This is a genomic window from Erysipelothrix inopinata (assembly GCF_014396165.1).
In the GTDB taxonomy this organism is placed as follows: Bacteria; Bacillota_I; Bacilli_A; order Erysipelotrichales; family Erysipelotrichaceae; genus Erysipelothrix; species Erysipelothrix inopinata.
The window spans coordinates 327961-351524 of sequence record NZ_CP060715.1 but is presented as its reverse complement, the minus strand read 5'-3'; the positions used below and the strand labels follow the sequence as shown (position 1 = coordinate 351524).

Genomic DNA, 23564 nt, shown 5'->3' with positions numbered 1-23564 from the left:
ATGAATTTATTTTAAATCTAAACGCATTAAGGAGATATTAAGATTAATCAAAATAAAAACAGCCGAAGCTGTTTTGAATTAGTGCAAATGTGATGGTTCAATGTTTACATCTGGCAATGTGTTAAGCATTGAGACGAATTCTTCGCGAGTGATTTCATTATTGAAGTACTTGAAGAGAAGGTCGTCGTTTGGAACTTTGTCAAAAATAAGTTCCATGAGATCATCGTCGAGTGCGTCGAACTGTTCACTGAATTTAATTTCAGCCTTGATAACTGGTAGTAATTCTAGATTACCGTTGTAATCTAAAATTGCTTCAACCATTTGCTCAACATTGATATTTTCTTCGAGGAATTCATCGATTACATCAAAGTCGAGATCATTAGATAAAACATAGTCCGTGAAGGTTTCGCTATTAAAAGTAATGGCATTGAGGAAATCGTTGAATTTTGATTCTTTATTCAAGAAGTCGTCATCGTCTTCTTCAAGAATATCGCTAAATTGTGTAGCGAGGATATCGAGAAGAGAGTAGAAGTCATCGGCGGGAAGCATCACTACTGATTCACCATCTTCATCGTTAACAATGTAGTGTTCACCGTCTTTGATTATTTTATCAAATATCTTTTTAAAGTCTTTTGTTGCCTCTTTTAGGGTTGTTTCTATTACATTTTCATTATCTTTTTTCATAATATTCTCCTTTAATGAAGTAGGTTGGAAAAAATCTGTCCACCAGATATGAAAGTCCCAATTGTACTTAAAAGATTGGTAGCTAACATAATCATTATAATACGTAAGACTCGATTCGAGTACCATTTCTTGAAAGAAGAGATATCTTGAGGCACTGCGTCGAAATCAGAGACGCGTGGCGGTCTTTGATATGCTTCCATGAGTCCGGCAAAGAATCCTACCGCTAGAAATGGTGATAGGGTGCCAATTGGAGCTGATATAAAAGTTGTGAGGATTGTTAAGGGATGCGCACCGCAAAGGATGGCTCCTAAGGTTGCAAGTCCTGCACTGAGCAATATCCAAGAAATAAATTGGTGAGCTCCAAGGTTTGGATTTTTAAAACTTAATGCCAGAATCATCATAATGATAGTTCCGGGAATGATCCAATTCTTAAAAGATTTTTTCTTTTTTGGTGGTATTTGATTGAGTTCGTAAATGTCGTGTTCTTGATCGAGACATTCGATGATTCCTTCTGTATGTGCCGCACCGATAACTACCACAATGTTGTTGTAAGGAAGTGCTTTAATTTTTTCGGCCATGTACTCGTTTCGTTCGTGTAATAGAACGCGCGATATTTCAGGAAGTTTGTCATCCAGTTCCTTTACGGATTCGTAAAGAAGGTCGCTTTGTTTTAGGGATTCAATATCTTCTTCGTCTATCTCGTCAGATTCGAAAGCACTAAATATTAAAGATGTAAGGAGTTCGATGCGTTTAAACATCTTGAGATTGCCCCAAATGCGTTCGAATGTGACTTGAACATCACGATCAATGTACCGAAGTGGTATTTCAAACTCTTGTGCACTTTCGATTGCTTGCTTCATTTCGGCACCGACTGATGTATCGAGTTGTTCTGCCATCCTCTTTTGATATGATGACAAAATAAGATTTGCTGCAAAGGAAGGCATTTTTTTATTTTTAATAATAGTTTTAATATCTACATCTTCTTGATTCCCTGGATTCATAAGGTGTTCTGCACGATTGTCATCGAGTTCAATGCAGACAACTTCAGGTTGAATAGTTTCAATGGTTTCTTTGACTTCGTTAACGGACTCTTTAGAGACGTGAGCAGTTGAAACGAAGTGAATTGTTTTATCTTGGAATGTAACAGTTTTCATATGTGTACCTCGGAACTATCATAACAAATAATGACCGATTTTGCTCGTTTGATAATTGTTTCTGAAAAAAACAAGATAAAGCATCAGAAAAACATTGAAAAACCCACTCCAAAGTGGTTATAATGATGGCGGTGATTATGTGCTTAAGACTAATTTAAGGAAGATTAGGAAAGAAAGTGCACTCACGCAAAAGGATTTGGCAGATAAGATGAATTATTCGCAGCAAGCTGTTGCGAAATGGGAAATGGGAAATTCCTCACCTGATGTCAACAACCTTGCGCGTTTGTCGGATGAATTGGGTGTGAGTATTGACTCGCTGGTCAAAGACACACCCAATTGTCTGAAAGATAAAACAGTCTCCAGCTTAGAGACTGCCCTCTTTCACGCACTTTCTTCTACCTCCACAGATGTGGAGCTCGGTTTAAACGTTAAGGAATTGGATGATCAAGATAAAGTCTTGATTGTTGATGAAATCGTTATGATGTTGAAATCTAACGACAAAGTGAGAGATGTGTTGGATCGTATCAATGACACGGAAACAGATTAGAAATTGCGAAATTGATGATATACGAGAACTTGAGACACTTGCCTTAGATTCTAAGGCAAGTTGGGGCTATGACCCTGGCTACTTGGAAAAGTGTCGCGATGTTTTTGTGTTGGATTCAATTCTAAATGAAAATCGAACAAGCCGTTTAGTTGGGGATGAACATATACAAGGTTTCTATGTAATTATTCATCAAGACAAAAAAGATGTTCTTGACTATCTATTTGTCAATCGTGATTGCATGGGAGAGGGAATTGGAAAAATACTCTGGGATGATATGGTCTCCCATATGAAGGCGGATGTATTAGAGATTGAGGCTGATGCTCACGCAACTGGTTTTTATGAGAAACAGGGAGCGAAACGTGTTGGTAACATCACTTCGTCAATCAACCAACAACCCGTACCATTACTAGAGTACAAAAAAATGATTAATCAGTGTTTAGATATTGACAAAATTTAGAAAACTGTCATAATACTAATGTTATCAATATGCCAAAGACAGCAACGGCGAAAGCTTAATCATGTTGCCGAGGTTAAAGTATAAAACTTTTAGACCCTCGCTTTGTCGTGGGTTTTATTTTGGTCATCATTGATTAGTAAATCGAATGGAGGTGAATCATTTGCGTAACGAAGTATTAGAAAACAAACAAGCAGTTGTAGCAGAGATTCAAGAAAAGATTAATAATTCAGGTTCAGCAGTTATTGTTGAATACCGTGGATTAAACGTTGGTCAAATGACTGAATTACGTCGTCAACTTCGTGCTGAAGGTGTTGAATTAAAAGTTTACAAAAACAAATTATTCCAACGCGCAGTCGAAGGAACAGACTTTGAAGATCTAAAAGCTGAACTTGTTGGACCAAACGCTGTAGCATTCGGTGAAGATGCAGTTGCACCTAGCCGCGTACTTGCAGCATTTGCTAAGAAAAACAAAGCTTTAGTTCTTAAAGCTGGTATCGTTGATGGAAAAACTGTTAACACAGAAGAAATCAAGGAACTATCATCACTACCAAACTACGAAGGTATGATTGGTATGATCGCTGGTATGTTACAATCACCAATCCGTAGCTTTGCATATGCATTATCGCAAGTTGCAGAACAAATGGGTAACGGTGAAGAAACAGTAGCAGTAGAAGAAACAACAGAAGTAGTCGAAGAAACTACAGAAACAACAGAAGCTCAAGAAGCTTAATCACATAGGAGGAAAATTTTAATGGCTAAATTAACAGCAGAAGAATTAATCGCTTCCCTAAAGGAAATGACAATTCTTGAATTAAACGAATTAGTTAAAGCAATCGAAGAAGAATTTGGAGTAAGTGCAGCAGCACCTGTAGCAGTTGCAGCAGCAGCTGACTCAGCAGAAGCAGAAGGACCAAGCGAAGTTTCAGTAATCTTGAAAGAAGTTAGCGGTTCAAAAGTTGGAGTTATCAAGGCACTTCGTGATATCACAGGTCTTGGTATGATGGAAGCTAAAGCATTAGTTGACAACGCACCATCACCAATCAAAGAAAACATCAAACCAGCAGAAGCAGAAGAATTAAAAGCTAAACTTGTTGAAGCTGGCGCAGTAGTAGAAGTTAAATAATTAAACTGAGGAGAATCTGTGAGTCATTACTTTACAGACAATTCACAATTAGCTGAAAACCGGAGAGAAATTTCTTTCCGGTTTTTGGGCGTTGAGTATAAACTAACTTCTGATGATGGCGTTTTTTCAAAAGGAGATCTTGATCGTGGAACAGAGGCCCTTCTAAAGGTCTGTTCTACACAAGATATACAAGGTAGTGTTGCGGATTTAGGATGTGGCATTGGTGTAATCGGAATTGTATTATCACAAATGTTTCCGGGAATTTCATTAACGGGAGTTGATGTAAATTCTCGTGCTGTAGCGCTCGCTAATTTGAATTACAAAAGACACAATATTAACGGAGAGAATATCGTGTCGGATGGTTTGGAAGGAACTTTTGATTTTGTGGTTACAAATCCTCCTATTCGAATTGGTAAAGAAAAAATGTATTCATTGTTTGATGATGCATACGAATCGTTGAATCCAAATGGCTCTTTTTTGTTTGTAATTCGCAAGTCCCATGGTGCGAAGTCTGCCCAAGCAAAATGTATTGATTTATTTGGAAATTGTGAACTGTTAAAAAAAGATAAAGGATTCTACATTTATCGCAGTAAAAAGGTTGTAGAATCACTTTGATTATGCTAATATATATAATTGCATAATAGTGGGTTTGTGCGCGTTTTTTAGTTGTTTGATTTTTTGCAGGAAAGGATGGCATAAATGGAAAAAAACCAAGTATATAAAGTGAAGAAATTTGGTAACAAAGCTACCCGTAGAGACTACTCTCAAGTAAGTGGTGGATTAGAATTACCTAATTTGGTTGAAATTCAAACGGAAGCCTATGAATGGTTTAAAAACGAAGGACTGAGAGAAGTCTTCGATGAGATCTATCCTATTCAAAGCTATAATGAAAATGTTAAGTTGAAATTTATTAACTATTCATTTGATGAACCGAAATATGATGTTGATGAATGTCGTTCTCGCGAGGCAAATTATGCCGCGCCTTTACGTGCTCTCATGCGTTTGGAAATTGTTAACAAACAAACGGGTGAGGTAATTGAAAAAGACGAGGAAGTATTCCTCGGTGATTTACCATTAATGACTGAAACGGGAACGTTTATTATTAATGGTGCTGAACGTGTTATTGTTTCACAAATTGTTCGTTCACCTGGAGCATATTTTAAATCTGAGACAGATGAAAAGACAGGTAGAGAAACATACCTTTCAGAATTAATTCCAAGTCGTGGTACATGGCTTGAATTTATGAGTGATGATCGTAAAGCGGCAAATGGTCGTGTTGTGAACATGAAAGTTGACCGTAAACGTACGATTGTTTCTACTATTTTATTTAAGGCATTTGGAATGAGTCTTGACCTTCAAGAAGGTGAAGATGCTTTTGATACGCACTCATTTAAAACATTCTTACGTGCACTTGATTTACCAGTACATGAAGAATGGGATGAGTTGGACAGTGAAAAGCGTGAATTCTTATCGTTATATGCACTCCTTTATACTGCTTTCTTTGGTAACTACCAAGAGCTTGTTGATACATTAGTTCTTGATAAAACAGTTACTTTTGAAGACTCATTAAGAGTTATGTATGAAAACCAACGCGCAGACGAAATTCCTACTACAGACGGTGCGATTAACTTAATGAATGCTAAATTCTTAGATCCACGTCGTTATGACTTGAATAAAGCAGGTCGTTTTAAAATACATAAAAAATTAGAAGTATTTAACCGTGTTAAAGATACACGTCTTGTAAACGATGTTCTTGATATCAATGGCAATGTTGTCTTTGAAAAAGGAACACTCATTTCTAAACGTGATGATGTCTTAAAATTACGTGATGTATTACGTGAAGCAGGAAATGTTAATGCTTTCCCATTGAAGAACATTTTCTCAGCACCAGATACTCGTACACTTACAGTTGATCATACTGTTCATTTAGATGGACGTATTCTTGCTCGTGATATTGATCATGACAATTTTGAATACGAACGTGGAACTGTATTAACAACTGCAGACTTAAAAACATTAATGGGACATGAAATTACAATCTATACAGGTATTATTGCTAAAGCAGTTACTTTAACAAAAGATAACGTATGGTCTGTATTGAACTATGGTTCACGTCTTTATACATTTGGTCGTTTACAAACAGCAGATGGTTCTGACTTAATGTCAGCTAAGAGTACCTTTGTTGTTGATCGTTTCGTACCAAACGTGAACGTACCTCACATTAATAAAACAAATGAAAAACTTATTATCGAAACATTGGATAAAGAACCATTAACACTTTGGTTAATTGGTGCAGCAATGCAAGAAATCCATGTATATCCTGATGAGTTAAGTGATGAAATCGTTAAGATTGTTGGTATTGATCCACTTCTTGATAAAACAACGATTGTTGCATCAGATATCTATGCAACATACTCATACTTCCTAAACTTCTTAGATGATGTTGGAAGCGAAGATGATATTGACCAATTAGGTAACCGTCGTATTCGTACAGTGGGTGAATTAATTCAAAACCAATTCCGAATCGGATTAAGCCGTATGGAACGTGTTGTTAAAGAAAGAATGTCAATCTCTTCAGATTCATCCAGTTTAACACCAAAAAACCTTACAAATATTCGTCCGTTAACGGCAATGGTTAAAGAGTTCTTCTCTTCATCTCAATTATCTCAATTTATGGATCAATTGAACCCTCTTGCAGAGCTTACGAACAAACGTCGTATCTCAGCGCTAGGACCTGGTGGATTGACTCGTGACCGTGCTGGATTTGAAGTGCGTGACGTTCATACATCACACTATGGCCGTATTTGTCCAATTGAAACACCTGAAGGACCGAACATTGGTCTTATCTCTAACTTAACGACATATGGTCGTCTTGATCCTTATGGATTCATCCAAACACCATACCGTATTGTTAAAGAAGGTGGGGATGTTACTGAAGAAATCGTTTATCTATCAGCTGATGATGAATTTGATTATGTTATTGCTCAAGCAAACGAAGTTATTGATCACAAACTAGCGAATGAACAAGTTGTTGTTCGTTACCAAGGTGAAAATATACTTGCTTCACGTGACCGCGTTGAACTTGTAGACGTTAGTCCACAACAAATCGTTTCGGTTGCTACTGCAGCGATTCCATTCTTGGAAAATGATGATGCTTCTCGTGCGCTTATGGGTGCCAACATGCAACGTCAAGCTGTTCCATTGCTACAACCAAACTCACCTTATGTTGGTACAGGTATTGAACACCGTATCGCTAAGGACTCCGGTTCAGCAGTAATCTGTAAAGAAGATGGAATGGTATCATACGTTGACGGTAACCACGTTGTTGTTACAGGTGTTGATGGAAAAGAACGTAATTACTTATTACAAAAATTCCGTCGTTCAAACCAAGGTATGTGTATTAACCAAAAACCAATCGTAAGCTTAGGTGAATCTGTTGTTGCAGGAGATATTCTTGCTGATGGACCATCAATGCAAAATGGTGAGTTAGCATTAGGTCAAAACGTTACTGTCGCATTTATGACATGGAACGGTTATAACTATGAAGATGCTATCATCATGAGTGAACGTCTTGTTAAAGAAGATGTTTATACTTCAATCCATATTGAAGAGTACACACTCGAAGTTCGTGAAACAAAACTCGGACCTGAAGAAATCACACGTGATATACCTAACGTAAGTGAAATCTCATGCCGTCATTTAGATGCTCGTGGTATCGTAATGATTGGTGCTGAAGTTAAAGAAGGCGATATTTTAGTTGGTAAGGTTACACCTAAAGGCCAAAGTGAAATTTCACCTGAAGAAAAACTTCTTCTCGCAATCTTCGGAGAGAAATCTCGTGAAGTTCGTGATAACTCACTTAAAGTTCCACATGGTGGATCAGGTATTGTTCAAGATATTAAAATATTCCGCCGTGATGAAGGTCATGACCTTCCACCAGGAGTAAGTGAAACAGTTAAAGTTTATATCGTTCAGAAACGTAAGATTTCTGAAGGGGATAAGATGGCTGGACGTCACGGTAATAAAGGGGTTATCTCTCGTATATTACCAGTAGAAGATATGCCATATATGGAAGACGGAACACCTGTTGATATTATGCTTAACCCTCTTGGGGTTCCTAGCCGTATGAACATTGGACAAATTCTTGAACTCCATTTAGGTATTGCTGCTAAGAACTTAGGAATTAAGTTTGCAACCAGCGTATTTGATGGTATTGAAACTGATGAACTCTTCCGTATCATGGAAGAAGGTAATATTGATCCTGATGGAAAACGTGTACTCTATGATGGCCGTACAGGGGAACGTTATGATGAACGTATTTCTGTAGGGGTAATGTACATGTTGAAACTATCCCACATGATCGATGATAAACTTCATGCTCGTGCAACAGGACCTTATTCACTTGTTACACAACAACCATTGGGTGGTAAAGCACAAAATGGTGGACAAAGATTTGGTGAGATGGAGGTTTGGGCATTGTATGCTTATGGTGCAGCTCATACACTTCAAGAAATTCTTACAATCAAATCTGATGATGTCAACGGACGTACTAAGACTTATGCTGCAATTCAAAATGGTGAGGATATTCCAGAACCAAGTATTCCAGAAGCATTTAGAGTTCTGAAACATGAATTACAAGCATTGGCACTTGATATTAAATTCTTAGATAAAGATGATCAAGAAATTACTGCAACACTTGTCGAGGAGGATCAAAACGCTCCTCGACGTGAAGCAGACAAAGAAGATGAAATCGTAGAAGAAATTGTAGTTGAACTTGACGAAGACGTTGATGAAGACGACTTACAATCCGATGAACTTGATGCTGGAGATGATTCCAGCGAAGAAATTTAGAAGGAGGCGTAGAGACAGATGAGTAGTACAAAAGATTTTGCCTCAATTCAATTGGCGTTAGCTTCTCCAGAACGTATTTTAGATTGGTCATATGGTGAAGTTAAAAAACCTGAAACTATTAACTACCGTTCACAAAAACCTGAACGTGATGGTTTGTTCTGTGAGAAAATTTTCGGTCCTACTAAAGACTGGGAATGTTACTGTGGTAAGTACAAGAAAGTACGTTACCGTGGGGTAATTTGTGATCGCTGTGGTGTTGAAGTAACGAAGTCGGCAGTACGTCGTGAACGTATGGGACACATTACTTTAGCTGCTCCGGTTGCACACATTTGGTATCTACGTGGAATTCCATCACGTATGAGTTTATTACTAAATATCACACCTAAAGTGTTAGAAGAAGTAGTTTACTTTGTTAAATGGGTTGTTATTGATCCAAAAAACACAACACTACAATATAAACAAATTATTGATGATCGCGAATACCGTGATTATATTAATGAATTTGGATTCAACAGTTTTAAAGCTGAAGCAGGGGCAGAAGCAATTAAAATCTTGTTAGAAAACGTAGATTTACAAGCTGAACAAGAAGATATTCTTGCACAACTTGAAAGTGCTAAAGGGGACAAACGTAAGAAATTAATCCGTCGTTTGGAAACAATTGAAGCATTTATTAACTCGGATAATAAACCTGAATGGATGGTATTAACACAACTTCCTGTTTTACCACCTGATTTACGTCCTATGTTACAACTCGATGGTGGACGATTTGCAGCAAGTGATTCAAACGACTTATACCGTCGTGTTATCACACGTAACAACCGTCTAAAACGTCTCTTAGAGATGGGTACTCCTCAAGTTATTGTTCAAAACGAAAAGCGTATGCTTCAAGAAGCTGTTGATGCGCTTATCGATAATGGTCGTCGTTCAAAACCTGTTACAGGTGCTGGTGGACGTCCTCTAAAATCACTATCACACAGTCTTAAAGGGAAACAAGGACGTTTCCGTGCTAACTTGCTCGGTAAGCGTGTTGACTTCTCAGGTCGTTCAGTTATTGCTGTTGGACCAGACTTGAAAATGTATGAATGTGGTATTCCTAAAGAAATGGCGATTGTTCTTTTCAAACCATTCGTAGTGAATGAAATGAAAGTACGTGGAATTAGTAATAACGCTAAAGCAGCTGAAAAACTAATTGAACGTCAAGATCCACGAGTATGGGACATTGTTGAAGAAGTAATTCAAAAACACCCTGTTCTTCTTAACCGTGCGCCAACACTTCACCGTTTAGGTATTCAAGCCTTTAAGCCTAAAATGATTGAAGGACGTGCAATTCGTCTTCACCCTCTTGTAACTCCAGCGTTTAACGCGGACTTTGATGGTGACCAAATGGCGGTTCACGTTCCATTATCAGAAATGGCACAAGCTGAAGCTGAACTTCTAATGTTAGGTTCACGTAACATTCTTGGACCTAAAGATGGAAAACCTATCGTTACACCATCACAAGATATGGTTCTCGGTAACTTCTACTTAAACATGGAAGAAACACCAGAAGAATTCTTTGAAAAAGCTGATGAATGTGAAAAACGTGGGGACCTTGATGAAGCTGATAAATGGCGTAATTATGGTAACAACCAAGGGAAATCATTCCGAAGCATTAGTGAAGCACACCTTGCTCATGAGCATGGACAAATTCACTACCATACACGAATTTGTGTTCGTGCATCATCGTTAGGTAAAACTAACTTTAGTGCAAAACAAAATGAAATGTATCTTGTCACAACATTGGGTAAACTTATCTTTAACGAAATGTTCCCAAGTGACTTCCCTTACTTAAACGAAGTCAGTGCAGATAACTTCAAGGCTACACCTGACAAATTCTTTATTCCTAAGGGACAAGATGTTAAAGAAATTATTAAAGCAATGCCTCTAAATAATGACTTTAAGAAAAAAGATCTTGAGAAAATCATTAAGGAAATCTTTGATCACTATTCATTAGATAAAACTTCTGAAATTCTTGATGATATTAAAGACCTTGGATTCAAGTATTCAACACTTGCTGGTATGACCGTTGCCTTGAGTGACATTAACGTTGCACCAAATAAAGAAAAATACGTTGAAGAAGGTAAATTACAAGCTGCTAAATTAATGAAAATGCATAAACGTGGTCTTCTTACTGCTCAGGAATGGGAAGGTAAGTTGATGACATTGTGGGATGGCATTAAAAATGAAGTTGGTGCTGAGTTAATGGAAGACTTACCTCGTAAGAACCCAATTAACATGATGGCTACTTCTGGTGCTCGTGGTAACGTTTCTAACTTTACCCAATTAGCTGGTATGCGTGGATTGATGGGTAAACCTACTCAATCTAAATCAAAATCTGGCTATCAATCCTCAATTATCGAAGTTCCTATTTACTCATCATTCCGTGAAGGATTGAACGTGAGTGAGTTCTTCGTTTCGACTCACGGTGTGCGTAAAGGTCTAACCGATACGGCTCTTAAAACTGCTGAGTCAGGATACTTAACACGTCGTCTTGTTGACGTTGCTCAAGATGTTACAATCATTGAAGAAGATTGCTACGGAGACAATGGATTCTTAGTTGAAGAAATTGTTGACCGTAAGTCTAACACAGTTATTGAATCACTTCATGATCGTCTTGTTGGCCGTTACATCAAAGAAACAATCGTGGATCCATTAACAAAAGAAGTAATTATTGAAGAAGATGAATACATTGATGAATTCATTGCTAAACGTATCGTTAATGCAGGAATCAAGCAAGTAAGAATCCGTTCAGTATTTACATGTGATTCAAAACACGGTATCTGTCAAAAATGTTACGGACGTAACATGGCTACAGGTCAAGTTGTTGAAGCCGGAGAAGCAGTTGGTATTGTTGCTGCTCAATCAATCGGTGAACCTGGTACACAGCTAACCATGCGTACATTCCATACTGGTGGTGTTGCGGTTGCTGGTGGTGAAGATATTACTCAAGGTCTTCCTCGTGTTGAAGAACTTTTCGAAGCTCGTACACCGAAGATGCCTGCTGTAATTTCAGAAATTTCAGGTCATATTACAGATAACAAACAAACAGAAGATGGTCTATCATACATTATCACTGTTACAAATGATAAACGTACAGTAGAACATCAAACAATGCCTCACCAACCACTTCGTTCATGGATGAAAATTGGTTCAGAAGTTGAAGCTGGAGATAAACTAACAGAAGGATCTGTTGATCCTAAGAAACTTATGGAATATGCTGGACGTCTAGCTGTTCAAAAATATATTCTTAAAGAAGTTCGTAAAGTTTACCAAAGTGGTGGTATTGAAATTTCCGATAAGCACGTTGAGGTTATGATTAACCAAATGATGCGTAAGGTAGTTGTTATTGACGGACAAGATACAGGTATCAGTCCTGGTGTTCAAATGCATATTGATAACATTACTTCAATTAACGAAGATATGTTAATCGAAGGTAAAGACCCTGCACGTTACCGTCCAGTTCTCTTGGGTATCTCAAAAGCATCTGTTGAAACAGAAAGTTTCTTATCAGCTGCATCGTTCCAAGAAACAACGAAAGTACTTACTGATGCTGCAATCAAATCTAAGATTGACCCATTAATGGGACTTAAAGAAAATGTTATCATTGGTAAGCAAATTCCTGCGGGTACAGGTTCCGAGCTATATCGTGAATCAACAGAACGTGTTCGCAACTTAGCAAACAAGAAAAAAGAAGAACGTGAAGAACGTAATAAAGTTGAAGAAGAAGATTCTTTAATCAGTGAAATTGTTCGCGGATAATTCCTAAATTCTAAGCTCTAATGCCAGAAGGTGTTAGAGCTTTTCTTATATGAAGTATATAATATATAAATAGATGGAAGACTGACACGAAATCGTTGACATTGAATTCTAATAATCGTATAATAAATAAGCCTGAAAAGGCTTTTTGTATGTGGAAGAATGTGCAACCATTCACTAAAACCACATCACAGACAACCATTAAATAAAGGAGGAATGTCGTGTGAGTAAAAAAGTTGCTAGAATCGTAAAACTTGAGTTCCCTGCTGGGGAGCTAAACCAGGACCTGCATTAGCTGGTGTTGGTATCAATATGCCTCAATTCTGTACTGCATTTAACGATGCAAGTAAAGAACGTGCTGGCGATATTGTCCCAGTTGTTATTACTGTTTATGATGACAAATCATTTGATTTCGAATTAAAAACAACACCTGCATCAATCGTTTTAAAGAAAACTGCAGGAATCAAGAGTGGTTCTGCTACACCTGGAAAACAAGTAGTAGCTACAATCACAGTTGATCAGTTAAGAGAAATTGCGGAATATAAATTCCCAGACCTTAATGCCAATGATATTGAGGGAGCAATGAACATTGTTGCGGGTACAGCTCGTAATATGGGTATTGCAATCGAAGGAATGGAGGACTAATCAAAATGGCTAAGAAAAGTAAAAACTCAGTTAAAGTTAATGGATTAGTTGATCGCACTAAAGTTTATCCTCTTGCAGAAGCAATTCAATTAGCTAAAGATACAACATTTGTAAACTTTGACTCAACAGTTGAAGTATCATACAACCTAAACGTGGATCCACGTCACGCTGACCAACAAATCCGTGGTGCAATGGTATTGCCACATGGTACAGGTCGTTCACAAAAAGTTCTTGTAGTTACTCAAGGTGCTAAAGAACAAGAAGCAAAAGATGCAGGCGCAGATTTTGTTGGTGGAAAAGAAATTCTTGAAGAAGTTAAAAACGGATGGTTCGAATTTGATATCATCGTTGCAACTCCAGATATGATGGGAGAACTTGGTAAACTTGGACGTGTCTTAGGACCTAAAGGTTTAATGCCAAACCCTAAAACAGGAACTGTTACTACAGACGTAGCTAAAGCTGTTGAAGAAATCAAAAAAGGTAAAATTGAATACCGTGTTGATAAAGAAGCAAACATCAACACAATTATTGGTAAAGCATCATTCTCAAATGAAGCATTAGAAGAAAACTTCCGTTCATTACACGATACAATCGTGAAATCACGTCCAGCTGCTGTAAAAGGCGCATTCATTAAGAACCTTGTTATTTCAACATCAATGGGTCCTGGAATCAAAGTTTCAATCGACTAATTTAACAAACCGTATCCAAGTGATACGGTTTTTCTATGTAAAAAACACTCAGTTGAGATTTCAATTGAGTGTTTTAACGTGTGTAAACAAAATTTGAATTAGTGGATAATGATGAATTAAACTCATAAGAGTCAAAGCTCACTTTCTTTAGATTGTCGAGTGAAGAAATTTTATTTTGAATAATAATTTTGGTCATCTTCCCGCGTGCTATCTTTGCGTAAGTTCCTTTGGTGACAAAACCTTTTTCAGAAGCTTCTTTAAACTCGAGTGTTATGATTGGCTTTTGATAAACATCTAAATCGATCATATTGAAATATTCTTGTGAAGCGAGATTCAAGATTACTTGATCACGTGATATGAGATAGTCAGTAAGCAAGGGTTTCCAATACTCATACAGATTCATATCGAATTTCACATTGAAATCTAAGCGATACATTCCAACGGGGCTCATAGGTTTAGAACATCCATAGAGTGCAGATAGAATCAAAAGGTGATTGTTGGCGTAATCTATATCTTCTTCAGACCATGAACTGGAGTCCAGGTTTTTAAAAGTTGCACCATTATATGCGTAAATAGCAGGAATTACTTCATTGAAATTTTGAAGATGTTCATAAGTAGAAGTTGCAATTTTTTCTGAACATTTCATCCTACTACATATCGCCTCGATTGAATAACTTTTGAGTATCTTGAGAATCTCATTCTTAGGTTGTTCAAAAATAATGCCGCATTCAGCGGCATTATCTACAAACTTTTGTGTCTTTGTTGGTGAGAGTAAAATCAACATAAATTAAACGAGTGTTTCGTACATTTCTTGGTGGAAACCAACGAATACACCATGATCACCAATTAATAAAGGTCTTCTTACAAGTCTTCCTGTTGTTGATAGAAGCTCGAGTGCTTCGTCATCACTCATTTGTGGAAGCTTTTCTTTTAGATTCATTTCACGGTAAACAATTCCTGATGTGTTATAGAATCGTTTAATAGGTAGACCACTAATTTCTAACCATTTTTTTAACTCTTCCTTAGTAGGATTTTCAAGCATGATATCACGATACTCGACATCAATATTATTATCCTCCAAGAATTTTATTGCACGCTTACATGTACTGCATTTTGGGTAATATATAAATAAAGGTTTCATAAATATCCTCCGTATGTTTTATATTATCATGCTTTTGGTTTTAGTGGTAGTCGGTCTACAACTTTTTCAGCAATAAAGAAATCAACAAGACTGTGAATAAATCCACCAAAACCGATTAATACGATGATTGAGTAGAAGAATCCACTTTGATAAATGTTTTGAGCCATGGATCCTGAGAAGTAAAATGGAAGTACTGAAATACATTCTACAGAAGCATGAATTAAACCAATAATGATATTGAATTTCAACATTGTTTTCTTATCTGATAACTTTTGACGATTTTTCTGAATGTAAAGTGAACCCAACAAAGCGAAAACAATATGAGAGAGTGCTCTCATTGCAATGACGGGTGTAGTAGATATTAGGAAGCCCCATGCCGTTCCTAAGACTACAGCGACTGCAACAGCAGGTGAGACAAACATTGCTACAAAGACTGGTACATGGCTTGCTGGTGTGTAAGAAGCAGGTCCGATGACAAGTTTTGGCATTAACATTGGTATTACGATACCCAGTGCAATTAGAATTGCAGCGAGTGTCATGTTTTTAATAGATTTCATAAACTCTCCTTTGGTGTCAAGACACCTCGAGAGTATTGTAAAGGAAAAGAAAAAAGGTGTCAAGACACCTAATTCCGATATAAAATATTAAGTTGTTCTAAATCCTTAATTAATGCATCATAATCTGCTTCGTTTTGAACGTAAATGGTATGAAGGTGTAGCCCTTCGGTTAGTCCTGATAAAAGCTGGACACCAGAGCTTAGAAAGTCTTTGACATCTTCTTGGGTACGAATGTTGAGACCGCCAGTTATCTCACCATACAAAGGATGTTCAATAATGACATTCTCAACGATGGCACCATGCTTCACAAGCGTCAAGAGCTCGATTTCAGTTTGATCTGTAGTATGGGAGACTGCAATCACTTTCCTTATTAATGCGTCGTGAGTATGGTTTAATACATATCCTTTTGATGTGGCAAGGATATCTTGGCCACTCGCTCTTAGGAGTGCAATATCACCCACAATTATTTGTCTTGATACACCAAATTCATTTGCGAAAGCAGTAGCACTAATAGCCTTATCCTGTTTTAATAAACGACTTAATATTTCTTGTCTGCGTGATTCGCCATCCATATTATCACCTCGAAAATATCATATCATTTTTAGTTGAATTATCATATCTTTCATTTCTGAAAGGTTGATTGACAGGGTATAATTATAGTGATAGTGTATTAGTGTAATTGATACAGTAAAAGGTGGCAACTATGAAAATATTACTATACCAACGTGGTGAAAAAGCATTAAGTAAATCTGGAATTGGTCGTGCAATGAAACATCAAGTTAGAGCACTTAGTGCAGCAAATGTTTCCTATACAACTGATGAAAATGATAGTTATGATCTTGTACACATAAATACTGTGGATTTTTCTGCTCGTTCCATGGCGCAAAAAGCTCGTAAAGAAGGCAAGAAAGTTGTTTATCACGCCCACTCAACTGAAGAAGATTTTAGAAACTCGTTTGTTTTCTCAAATCAACTGTCACCCTTATTTAAAAAACATATAATTTCTTGTTATGAATTGGGAGATTACATTCTTACCCCAACTCCCTACTCTAAGCAAATTTTGGAAGGGTATGGCATAACCATTCCTATCCAAGATATCTCAAATGGCATTGACTTGGATCGTTTTAAATATGAACAGCAAAAAGTTGATAAGTTTAGAGAGTTCTTTGAATTTAGTGAAACAGATAAAGTGATAATTTCTGTTGGACTTTATTTCGAACGTAAGGGATTGCCTGATTTTATGGAAATTGCGAGATCACTCCCGGACTATAAATTTGTTTGGTTCGGACATACTCCGCTTGCATCAGTAACATCAAAAGTTCGTGAGGCTATCAAAGAGAAACCAGATAATGTTTTCCTACCAGGATATATCAGTGGTGATATTATCGAAGGTGCCTATTCATGTGCTGATGCATTCTTATTCCCATCATACGAAGAAACCGAAGGAATTGTAGTTCTTGAAGCACTTGCTTCGAAATGCCCAACCATAGTAAGAGAAATTGGTGTCTATGATCCATGGTTAATTCATGGTGAAAACTGTTATAAAGGAAATTCCATTCCTGACTTTATTTTCTTGGTTAAGGGAATTATTGATGGTGAATTACCGTCTACAGTTGATAAAGGATATGAAGTTGCGAAAGAGAGAAGTATTGAAGCCATTGGATACCAACTGAAGGATGTTTATGAACGGGTATTAGGAGGTAATTATTAATGAAACTTACGATTTTTGAAGAAGCAGAAGATCTTGGTGCTATTATATTAGGAATTCAAAAAGATGCGTCGAGAGAAAGTTTTAATCAGATTGTCGAGATACTAAAAGAAAATAATATTGAAGTCGAACGTTTTGATACAATTCATCATAAAAATCAATTACAAGATAAAAATAATCTTCCTGTATTTGAGATTGATAATGTTTTAATCTTTGATGGTGGTTATCCAAGTAAAATTGATGTTGCTTCCTGGTTCGGATTGAACCTTGAATTGTTTGAAAGTGTTACAACGCAAAATCAAATATTAAAAGAAGCCAATGATGGTCGCATTGGATATTGTTGTGGAGTAGGAACAGACATTTATATTGATCCTAACGAAGAAGATGAAAAATAACTTAAAAAGAATACTCGGAGTCTTTCTAGTTCTTGTTATGCTTACAGCTTGTAGCCAAAAGGAAGAACCCGAAGAAACAAAACCAGAAGAAGTTAAAGAAACGTATGATATTTTAAAGTTCACAATTAGAGATGAAGAGTTTGGCCTCCCAGTACCTTATTCTGAAATGCTAGAAAAAGGTTGGGAAGTGAATACTTCAATTGATGAACAAATTGAGCCCAAGAAATATATGACCAATTATTTCTTAAGAAATAAAGAAAATATAATTAAAGTATCTTTCTATAACCCTACAGATAAGCCAATCGATATGAAAGATGCACTCATAGCTGAAGTAGCTGCGGAAAACCGTACCTTTGGTCCAGATGTAGCGCCTAATATTGTTCTCTATGATACACTAACATTTGATTCAAGTATCGATGATTTTACTAAGAAATTTGGAGAACCAACTCATAGCGAAAACTCAGTGTTTGATATTTACGAATACCAATTGAGTAAACTTGCGAAGGTTGAAGTTAAAGTAAGTAAAGATAATGGTCTCATTCGTTGGATTACATTAATTAACTATCGTTCAAACTAAGATAACCGAGGTTATCTTTTTTTTGTCGATAAATAGAAACTGGACAAGGTGTTGACATTAATCTAGAATGATGTAGAATAATATTTAGCACTAGACATCAAAGAGTGCTAAGGAGGGTACGATGGCTAGAAAGAAACAATTTAAAGCGGAGTCACAACGCTTACTCGATTTAATGATTAACTCAATTTATACAAATAAAGAAATATTCTTAAGAGAACTTATTTCAAACGCAAGTGACGCAACAGATAAACTATATTTCAAATCATTGCAGGATGGTTCAATGGATGTGGACAAAGATTCATTGAAGATTGAAATTGACATTGATAAAGAAAGTAGACATCTTATTATTAAAGATCATGGTATCGGAATGGATGAAAAGGAATTGGAACAATTCCTTGGAACGATTGCGAAAAGTGATTCTCACGCATTTAAAAATGCTCTAGAAGAAGATAGTGATGTTGATGTGATTGGACAGTTTGGTGTTGGGTTCTATTCAGCATTCATGGTCAGTTCTCAAGTAGAGGTTATCTCGCGAGCATTTGGATCGGATGAGGCTTATAAGTTCACATCCAATGGTTTAGATGGATATCGTATTGAAGAAGCTGAGCGAGAGGATCATGGTACGACTGTCATCTGTACGATTAAAGAATCGACAGATGATGACAATTATGATCAGTACTTAGAATCCTTTACATTACAACATTTGATTAAACAATATTCCGATTACATTCGTTATCCAATTGTCATGGACGTTGAACACTATGATGAAGAAGAATCAACGATTGAGCGTGAAACAATTAACTCGATGATTCCATTATGGAAACGTTCAAAGAGTGATGTTAGTGAAGAGGAACTTAACCAGTTCTATAAAGATAAATTCCATGACTATGAAGATCCATTTAAAACAATTCGTATGAGTGTTGAGGGAAACCCATCCTTTGATGCGTTACTCTTCATACCAAAACATGTTCCAATGAATTTCTATTCGACACAATACGAACCAGGACTTCAGTTATACAGTCGCGGCGTATTCATTATGGAACATAATAAATCTTTAATTCCAGAACACTTTAGATTTGTACGAGGATTGGTTGATTCTCCAGATTTAAACTTGAATATCTCACGAGAAATATTACAAAATGATCGCCAATTAACATTAATATCAAATCGTATTGAAAGAAAAATTCGAACTGAACTTGAAACAATGTTGAAAAACGATCGTGAAGCTTACCAAGAACTTTGGGAACAATTTGGTATGACGATTAAATATGGCCTTTACTCATCCTTTGGAATGAAACGTGATGAACTCCAGGATTTACTCTTATTCAGAAGTTCTCATGATGAGAGTTATCATACATTGAAAGAATATGTATCTCGAATGAAAGAAGATCAAACTGAAATCTTCTATGTTGCGGGAGAATCAGTAAGTAAATGTCAAATGTTACCACAAACAGAATTCGTTACAGATAAGGGATATGAGGTTCTTTATCTAACTGATGAAATTGATGAGTTCGTAATTCAAATTCTTCAAAGTTATGAAGAAAAAGGATTCAAATCAATCAATCAAGGTGATCTTGATCTCATTGATGAAGAAACCAAGGAAAAGATTTCTAAGAAAACTGAAGAAGCGCAATCCTTAATCAGTGCTCTTAAAGATAGCCTCAGCAGCAAAGTTGATGAAGTGCGTTTATCAACTCGCTTAGTGAATCACCCAGTATGTTTAGTTTCAGAAGACGGGATGTCGTTTGAAATGGAAAAAGTACTGAATGCCATGCCAGATTCTCAAGAGGAATTTAAAGCAAAAAGAATTCTTGAAATTAACCCAGATCATGAACTCTTAGGTGCTTTAGAAGCAATTTATGAAAAGGATGCGTCACTACTTGATACCTATGCGACAGTCCTTTATGATCAAGCTTGCCTCATTGAAGGCTTACCGATTGAAGACCCTGTAGACTTCTCTAAGAAAATAGCAGGACTTATGGTCGAATCGTCAAAGAAATTATCGTAATTATTTGAAAGGTGGGAAACCACCTTTTCGCTTAAAATTTGAAATGAGGCAGTTGTTTCAAATTGACATTGAATTGCATTAGTTGTACTATATATATAATACATGGAGGTGTTAGATATGATTGGTTGGATAATTTTAGGAGTCGTAGTACTACTTGTACTCTTTGTAATCTCCGCATACAACGGATTAGTAAAACTTAGAAATATGGTTGAGGAAGCATTCTCAACGATGGATGTTTATCTTAAAAAACGTTACGATTTAATTCCTAACTTAGTAGAAACAGTTAAAGGATACGCAACACATGAAAAAGATACGTTACAAGCTGTAATTGAAGCACGTAACTCTGCTTTAAGTGCTTCAACACCTGAAGCTAAGATTGAAGCTGAAAATGGACTAAGCCAAGTTATGGGAAGACTCTTCGCATTAAGTGAAAGCTATCCTGACTTGAAAGCAAATACAAACTTTATTGATTTACAAAATCAATTAAAAGCTTTAGAAACCGAAATCGCTCAATCCCGTAAATATTACAATGGAATTGTTCGTCAATTTAATACTAAATTGGAAACATTCCCTACTAATTTAATTGCGAATATGTTTGGTTTCACCCGCAAACCATTATTTGAAGTTGATAATGAAGTGGAACGTCAAAACGTAAAAGTTCAATTCTAATAGGGGATTTCCCCCTTTTTTGTTATGAAAGGAAAGATATGACAATGAAAAAATTTATAACTGCCTTACTTGTCTTTCTGTTGATGTTACCAATAGTTCCAGTATCTGCTTCGATGAATGATGATGTATATGCTGAAAACATGCATGTCTCAATGGATGTGAAAGATGATGGTCGAATTTTTGTCACAACAGTTTTAGATATGATGTTTAATGATAAGCGTCAAGGTATCTTCGTTGATATTCCTCAAAAGTACGATAATTTTGTCTTTGATGGTATATCAAAATCATTTGTTTTCCCTGTAACTGATATTGACGTGAAAAATGAAAATTTCACTGTCGATTCAAGTACAGAAGGCCATATTATTAAAATTGGAGAAGCTGGAAATTATATTCGTGGCGAGAAGAGATACGAATATACCTATGTTATTAATGCACAAGACTTGGGAGTACCAGGTCGCCAGTTTTTATATCAAAATATCGTAGGTCAAAATTGGGAGTTTCCAATTAAAAAAACAACATTTGATATACAGCTTCCAGGTGCATTTTCACTCCAACCTAAGTTTTATATAGAAGGTTCTCAAGAAAATCATGACGTAAAATATTCAATTCAGAATAATAAAATTTCTGGAAGTTATGACATGCCTTTATATCATGAACCTCTAACCATGTGGCTTGAAGTTGAAGATGGTATGTTTGATTTCAGCAAGAATCCTTTGGATCCTTTTGATTTACTCGCAATGTATGCAAACAATGCATCGATAAAAATGAGTGTTCAAGAGGATGGACGTATTCTTGTAGATAACCATATTGAAATGAAATTAAACAGCCAACGTCCTTATATCACGATTCCAATAACTCAAGAAATTGAAACGCGTGTGGGTTCGAAGTCGGAGTCAATTATTTATCCTATAACAGATATAAAAGTTGACAGACGTCGTAAAGATGTATCAAATCAATCCGAAATGCAAATGTTAACGTTCTATGATGATAATTATTTTAGAGATAGTCAAGTTCTTGATTATTCATATACGATAAATTCACGAGATTTGGGCAAGAAGGATATGGATATTCTTGTTTTAGATTTAATTCCTCGAAATAATCCTTTCCCATATAAAAATTTAGATTTTGAAATTCAATTTCCTAAAGATTTTGAACCGGATTTAAGTTTGTTTGAAACAAATGGGAGTGCTAGCTATGAATACAATTCGACAACAAAAACTTTAACAGGTCATGTGTCAGAGAGTTTTAATAGTAGTGGTCAAGAATTTCAACTCCAGTTGCCAAAAGGTTACTTTACTTACCCAACATTTAACTATACTTGGGTTGGTATGATTGTTGCGGTAGTTCTAACTGCATTTGTTTACTTTATGTATCGTCGTCATGGTAAAGAGGATCCTATTGTAGAAACAGTAGAATTTACTGCTCCTGAAGGTTTATCAAGTGCGGAAATAGGTTATGTCTATCGTGGACACAGTAAGAGTAAAGATGTTGTTTCCTTAATCATCTACTGGGCATCACGAGGTTATCTAACCATTACGGAGCTTGATGAAAAAGGCGATAACATTCAACTGAACAAGCTTAAAGATTTAGATAACTATACAAATCGTGAGGAATTGCGTGTCTTCAATGCATTGTTTAAAGGTCGAGATGAGATTACAACAAAGAAACTCAATAATACCTTTGGATCAACCGTTCAACATGCAACGATGAACATGAACAAGCGGTTCTTAAAAAATGATGAAGAAAGAGTCTTCAAACGTCAATCTTCTGTATTAAAATGGATGTTGTTTATCCTCTTACCGATTATTCCTCTTGCTGTTCATATCTTTGTACCATATTCACGATCAGGATATGCCGGTGATCTTGGACTCATGTTTGGATTGGCGTTCCCATTCTATTTAGCGCTAAGTATTGGTTCTACGTTCTTATTGGGAACGAAGAATATTAATACGATTCCAAGTAAATCAACAGGTAGATTTATTTTTGGATTACTCTTATTATTCTTAACTATTGGTCTTTACCCGATTTATAACAAGTTTAATATTAACGGGTTCTTACTTGTCGGTGTAAACCTATTGTATGGTCTCGCAGCATTCTGTGTGGCGAATATGTCGCGTAGAACAGATCAAGGGAATCGTTGGTATGGACAAATTCTTGGACTCAAACGTTTTATTGAAGTCGCTGAGAAAGATCGTATCGAGATGTTAGTCGATTCATCACCTACCATTTTCTATGACATCTTGCCTTATGCATATGTTCTGGGTGTCACTGATGCTTGGTCGAAGAAATTTGAATCAATTGCTATTGAACAACCAGATTGGTATCATACAACCCGTACTGATTTCACTACCTTCTATATTTGGTCGACCTTGAATCGTTCTATGTCAACAATTCAGTCGTCCATGGTTTCTGTACCTGCAACCTCTAAAGGTTCCTCAGGGGCGGTGGCTCCTTCGGTGGAGGCTTTGGTGGCGGTGGCGGATTCGGCGGTGGCGGATTCGGCGGCGGTGGCGGCGGAAGCTGGTAACCCTATCGTTATTCAGTACTCTAGTTCTTGCGAGTAA

20 protein-coding genes, 1 pseudogene and 1 other annotated feature are annotated in these 23564 nt (G+C 36.5%); of the genes and pseudogenes, 15 read left to right on the top strand and 6 right to left on the bottom strand.

Annotated features, from left to right (window positions below; translation table 11 throughout):
- Positions 1 to 78 precede the first annotated feature (78 nt).
- The gene (locus H9L01_RS01785; protein ID WP_187534254.1) at positions 79 to 684 is read right to left on the bottom strand and encodes a type II toxin-antitoxin system Phd/YefM family antitoxin; all 606 of its coding nucleotides are present in this window, start codon (positions 682 to 684) and stop codon (positions 79 to 81) included.
- An 11-nt stretch (positions 685 to 695) separates the two neighbouring features.
- Positions 696 to 1838, bottom strand: a complete 1143-nt coding sequence (locus H9L01_RS01780) for a TraB/GumN family protein (RefSeq protein ID WP_187534252.1) — start codon at positions 1836 to 1838, stop codon at positions 696 to 698.
- A gap of 139 nt (positions 1839 to 1977) precedes the next feature.
- Between H9L01_RS01780 and H9L01_RS01775 the strand changes: the two genes are divergently transcribed.
- The 9 genes and pseudogenes from H9L01_RS01775 to rplA all read left to right on the top strand — a co-directional run bounded on the left by H9L01_RS01775 (position 1978) and on the right by rplA (position 13945).
- Entirely contained in the window at positions 1978 to 2385 is a 408-nt protein-coding gene (locus H9L01_RS01775) for a helix-turn-helix domain-containing protein (RefSeq protein ID WP_281381206.1), read from the top strand.
- Positions 2348 to 2842, top strand: coding sequence for a GNAT family N-acetyltransferase (locus tag H9L01_RS01770; protein ID WP_187534248.1), 495 nt, complete (start codon positions 2348 to 2350; stop codon positions 2840 to 2842). The genes H9L01_RS01775 and H9L01_RS01770 overlap by 38 nt, the downstream gene beginning before the upstream one ends.
- Before the next feature lie 14 nt (positions 2843 to 2856).
- Positions 2857 to 2969: a sequence feature (ribosomal protein L10 leader region), on the top strand.
- Positions 2970 to 3002: 33 nt separating this feature from the next.
- Positions 3003 to 3572: a 50S ribosomal protein L10 gene (rplJ, locus tag H9L01_RS01765; RefSeq protein WP_187534246.1), complete on the top strand. Its 570-nt coding sequence runs from the start codon at positions 3003 to 3005 to the stop codon at positions 3570 to 3572.
- A 21-nt stretch (positions 3573 to 3593) separates the two neighbouring features.
- The gene (gene rplL / locus H9L01_RS01760) at positions 3594 to 3965 is read left to right on the top strand and encodes a 50S ribosomal protein L7/L12 (RefSeq protein ID WP_187534245.1); all 372 of its coding nucleotides are present in this window, start codon (positions 3594 to 3596) and stop codon (positions 3963 to 3965) included.
- A gap of 18 nt (positions 3966 to 3983) precedes the next feature.
- On the top strand, positions 3984 to 4580 hold the full coding sequence (locus H9L01_RS01755) for a class I SAM-dependent methyltransferase (protein WP_187534243.1): 597 nt from the start codon (positions 3984 to 3986) through the stop codon (positions 4578 to 4580).
- 84 nt (positions 4581 to 4664) lie between these two features.
- Complete coding sequence (gene rpoB / locus H9L01_RS01750; RefSeq protein ID WP_187534241.1) at positions 4665 to 8816, top strand: DNA-directed RNA polymerase subunit beta; 4152 nt, start codon at positions 4665 to 4667, stop codon at positions 8814 to 8816.
- Between the two features lie 18 nt (positions 8817 to 8834).
- Positions 8835 to 12614 carry a DNA-directed RNA polymerase subunit beta' gene (gene rpoC, locus H9L01_RS01745; protein WP_187534239.1) on the top strand — a complete coding sequence of 1260 codons (3780 nt, stop codon included), beginning with the start codon at positions 8835 to 8837 and terminating at the stop codon, positions 12612 to 12614.
- Between the two features lie 220 nt (positions 12615 to 12834).
- Positions 12835 to 13256, top strand: a pseudogene (rplK, locus tag H9L01_RS01740) (50S ribosomal protein L11).
- A 5-nt stretch (positions 13257 to 13261) separates the two neighbouring features.
- Positions 13262 to 13945, top strand: a complete 684-nt coding sequence (gene rplA, locus H9L01_RS01735; RefSeq protein ID WP_187534237.1) for a 50S ribosomal protein L1 — start codon at positions 13262 to 13264, stop codon at positions 13943 to 13945.
- Positions 13946 to 14018: 73 nt separating this feature from the next.
- Here the strand turns inward: rplA and H9L01_RS01730 are convergent, their stop codons facing one another.
- The 4 genes from H9L01_RS01730 to H9L01_RS01715 all read right to left on the bottom strand — a co-directional run bounded on the left by H9L01_RS01730 (position 14019) and on the right by H9L01_RS01715 (position 16215).
- Positions 14019 to 14729: a YaaA family protein gene (locus tag H9L01_RS01730; protein ID WP_187534236.1), complete on the bottom strand. Its 711-nt coding sequence runs from the start codon at positions 14727 to 14729 to the stop codon at positions 14019 to 14021.
- Positions 14730 to 14732: 3 nt separating this feature from the next.
- Complete coding sequence (locus H9L01_RS01725; protein WP_187534234.1) at positions 14733 to 15086, bottom strand: arsenate reductase family protein; 354 nt, start codon at positions 15084 to 15086, stop codon at positions 14733 to 14735.
- 26 nt (positions 15087 to 15112) lie between these two features.
- Complete coding sequence (locus H9L01_RS01720) at positions 15113 to 15643, bottom strand: hypothetical protein (RefSeq protein WP_187534232.1); 531 nt, start codon at positions 15641 to 15643, stop codon at positions 15113 to 15115.
- A 68-nt stretch (positions 15644 to 15711) separates the two neighbouring features.
- Positions 15712 to 16215, bottom strand: a complete 504-nt coding sequence (locus H9L01_RS01715) for a transcription repressor NadR (protein WP_187534230.1) — start codon at positions 16213 to 16215, stop codon at positions 15712 to 15714.
- Between the two features lie 131 nt (positions 16216 to 16346).
- Here H9L01_RS01715 and H9L01_RS01710 point away from each other — a divergent pair, with 131 nt between their 5' ends.
- The 6 genes from H9L01_RS01710 (at position 16347) to H9L01_RS01685 (ending at position 23564) form a co-directional block, all read left to right on the top strand.
- A complete protein-coding gene (locus H9L01_RS01710; protein WP_187534228.1) occupies positions 16347 to 17354 on the top strand; it encodes an LTA glycolipid anchor biosynthesis glycosyltransferase, IagA/BgsA family in 1008 nt (335 codons plus the stop codon).
- A complete protein-coding gene (locus H9L01_RS01705; protein WP_187534226.1) occupies positions 17354 to 17746 on the top strand; it encodes an arsenic metallochaperone ArsD family protein in 393 nt (130 codons plus the stop codon). Before H9L01_RS01710 ends, H9L01_RS01705 begins: the two co-directional genes overlap by 1 nt.
- Complete coding sequence (locus H9L01_RS01700; protein WP_187534224.1) at positions 17736 to 18323, top strand: hypothetical protein; 588 nt, start codon at positions 17736 to 17738, stop codon at positions 18321 to 18323. Before H9L01_RS01705 ends, H9L01_RS01700 begins: the two co-directional genes overlap by 11 nt.
- A gap of 121 nt (positions 18324 to 18444) precedes the next feature.
- Positions 18445 to 20331, top strand: a complete 1887-nt coding sequence (htpG, locus tag H9L01_RS01695) for a molecular chaperone HtpG (RefSeq protein ID WP_187534222.1) — start codon at positions 18445 to 18447, stop codon at positions 20329 to 20331.
- 117 nt (positions 20332 to 20448) lie between these two features.
- Positions 20449 to 21000, top strand: a complete 552-nt coding sequence (locus tag H9L01_RS01690; RefSeq protein WP_187534221.1) for a LemA family protein — start codon at positions 20449 to 20451, stop codon at positions 20998 to 21000.
- A 44-nt stretch (positions 21001 to 21044) separates the two neighbouring features.
- On the top strand, positions 21045 to 23564 hold the full coding sequence (locus H9L01_RS01685) for a DUF2207 family protein (protein ID WP_187534219.1): 2520 nt from the start codon (positions 21045 to 21047) through the stop codon (positions 23562 to 23564).